The 3,247-nt window shown below is 51.3% G+C and carries 2 rRNA genes; both read right to left on the reverse strand.

Annotation, left to right across the window (positions count from 1 at the left end):
* Nucleotides 1-17: 17 nt before the first annotated feature.
* Nucleotides 18-133 (reverse strand): 5S ribosomal RNA (gene rrf, locus FEM54_RS28595).
* A gap of 157 nt (nucleotides 134-290) precedes the next feature.
* Nucleotides 291-3,182, reverse strand: a 23S ribosomal RNA gene (locus FEM54_RS28600).
* Nucleotides 3,183-3,247: the final 65 nt, after the last annotated feature.

The following is a 3,247-nucleotide window of genomic DNA, read 5'->3' on the forward strand; positions in this document are numbered from 1 at the left end:
GGGGTTTCGGAATTTAATCTTGACGATGACCTACTCTCACATGGGGAAACCCCACACTACCATCGGCGATGCATCGTTTCACTACTGAGTTCGGGATGGGATCAGGTGGTTCCAATGCTCTATGGTCGTCAAGAAATTCGGGTACTGAGTCGTAGCCAGTTGGCTTCGCTTCAGCAAATTGGGTATGTGACAGCTTTCGGTGTTTTGTGAGCGTCGAACTTTCGGTTCATCTCGTCTTCACACACCGCAATCTGATGCTCTTTCGAGTAGTCAAATTGCTTGGGTGTTATATGGTCAAGCCTCACGGGCAATTAGTATTGGTTAGCTCAACGCCTCACAGCGCTTACACACCCAACCTATCAACGTCGTAGTCTTCGACGGCCCTTCAGGGAACTCAAGGTTCCAGTGAGATCTCATCTTGAGGCTAGTTTCCCGCTTAGATGCTTTCAGCGGTTATCTATTCCGAACATAGCTACCCGGCAATGCCACTGGCGTGACAACCGGAACACCAGAGGTTCGTCCACTCCGGTCCTCTCGTACTAGGAGCAGCCCCTCTCAAATCTCAAACGTCCACGGCAGATAGGGACCGAACTGTCTCACGACGTTCTAAACCCAGCTCGCGTACCACTTTAAATGGCGAACAGCCATACCCTTGGGACCGGCTTCAGCCCCAGGATGTGATGAGCCGACATCGAGGTGCCAAACACCGCCGTCGATATGAACTCTTGGGCGGTATCAGCCTGTTATCCCCGGAGTACCTTTTATCCGTTGAGCGATGGCCCTTCCATACAGAACCACCGGATCACTAAGACCTACTTTCGTACCTGCTCGACGTGTCTGTCTCGCAGTCAAGCGCGCTTTTGCCTTTATACTCTACGACCGATTTCCGACCGGTCTGAGCGCACCTTCGTACTCCTCCGTTACTCTTTAGGAGGAGACCGCCCCAGTCAAACTACCCACCATACACTGTCCTCGATCCGGATAACGGACCTGAGTTAGAACCTCAAAGTTGCCAGGGTGGTATTTCAAGGTTGGCTCCACGCAGACTGGCGTCCACGCTTCAAAGCCTCCCACCTATCCTACACAAGCAAATTCAAAGTCCAGTGCAAAGCTATAGTAAAGGTTCACGGGGTCTTTCCGTCTAGCCGCGGATACACTGCATCTTCACAGCGATTTCAATTTCACTGAGTCTCGGGTGGAGACAGCGCCGCCATCGTTACGCCATTCGTGCAGGTCGGAACTTACCCGACAAGGAATTTCGCTACCTTAGGACCGTTATAGTTACGGCCGCCGTTTACCGGGGCTTCGATCAAGAGCTTCGCGTTAGCTAACCCCATCAATTAACCTTCCGGCACCGGGCAGGCGTCACACCCTATACGTCCACTTTCGTGTTTGCAGAGTGCTGTGTTTTTAATAAACAGTCGCAGCGGCCTGGTATCTTCGACCGGCATGAGCTTACGGAGCAAGTCCTTCACCCTCACCGGCGCACCTTCTCCCGAAGTTACGGTGCCATTTTGCCTAGTTCCTTCACCCGAGTTCTCTCAAGCGCCTTGGTATTCTCTACCCAACCACCTGTGTCGGTTTGGGGTACGGTTCCTGGTTACCTGAAGCTTAGAAGCTTTTCTTGGAAGCATGGCATCAACCACTTCGTTAACTAAAAGTTAACTCGTCATCAGCTCTCGGCCTTAAGATCCCGGATTTACCTAAGATCTCAGCCTACCACCTTAAACTTGGACAACCAACGCCAAGCTGGCCTAGCCTTCTCCGTCCCTCCATCGCAATAACCAGAAGTACAGGAATATTAACCTGTTTTCCATCGACTACGCTTTTCAGCCTCGCCTTAGGGACCGACTAACCCTGCGTCGATTAACGTTGCGCAGGAAACCTTGGTCTTTCGGCGTGGGTGTTTTTCACACCCATTGTCGTTACTCATGTCAGCATTCGCACTTCTGATACCTCCAGCAAGCTTCTCAACTCACCTTCACAGGCTTACAGAACGCTCCTCTACCGCATCACTTACGTGATACCCGTAGCTTCGGTGTATGGTTTGAGCCCCGTTACATCTTCCGCGCAGGCCGACTCGACTAGTGAGCTATTACGCTTTCTTTAAAGGGTGGCTGCTTCTAAGCCAACCTCCTAGCTGTCTAAGCCTTCCCACATCGTTTCCCACTTAACCATAACTTTGGGACCTTAGCTGACGGTCTGGGTTGTTTCCCTTTTCACGACGGACGTTAGCACCCGCCGTGTGTCTCCCATGCTCGGCACTTGTAGGTATTCGGAGTTTGCATCGGTTTGGTAAGTCGGGATGACCCCCTAGCCGAAACAGTGCTCTACCCCCTACAGTGATACATGAGGCGCTACCTAAATAGCTTTCGAGGAGAACCAGCTATCTCCGAGCTTGATTAGCCTTTCACTCCGATCCACAGGTCATCCGCTAACTTTTCAACGGTAGTCGGTTCGGTCCTCCAGTTAGTGTTACCCAACCTTCAACCTGCCCATGGATAGATCGCCCGGTTTCGGGTCTATTCCCAGCGACTAGACGCCCTATTAAGACTCGCTTTCGCTACGCCTCCCCTATTCGGTTAAGCTCGCCACTGAAAATAAGTCGCTGACCCATTATACAAAAGGTACGCAGTCACCCAACAAAGTGGGCTCCCACTGCTTGTACGCATACGGTTTCAGGATCTATTTCACTCCCCTCTCCGGGGTTCTTTTCGCCTTTCCCTCACGGTACTAGTTCACTATCGGTCAGTCAGTAGTATTTAGCCTTGGAGGATGGTCCCCCCATATTCAGACAAAGTTTCTCGTGCTCCGTCCTACTCGATTTCATGACTAAGAGATTTTCGCGTACAGGGCTATCACCCACTATGGCCGCACTTTCCAGAGCGTTCCGCTAATCTCAAAGCCACTTAAGGGCTAGTCCCCGTTCGCTCGCCACTACTAAGGGAATCTCGGTTGATTTCTTTTCCTCAGGGTACTTAGATGTTTCAGTTCCCCTGGTTCGCCTCTTACGCCTATGTATTCAGCGTAAGATAACCATCTTATGATGGCTGGGTTCCCCCATTCAGACATCTCCGGATCAAAGTCTGTTTGCCGACTCCCCGAAGCTTTTCGCAGGCTACCACGTCTTTCATCGCCTCTGACTGCCAAGGCATCCACCGTATGCGCTTCTTCACTTGACCATATAACCCCAAGCAATCTGGTTATACTGTGAAGACAACATTCGCCGAAAATTCGAATTTCTCAA

This window comes from Pseudomonas edaphica, assembly GCF_005863185.1.
GTDB classification, from domain to species: Bacteria; Pseudomonadota; Gammaproteobacteria; order Pseudomonadales; family Pseudomonadaceae; genus Aquipseudomonas; species Aquipseudomonas edaphica.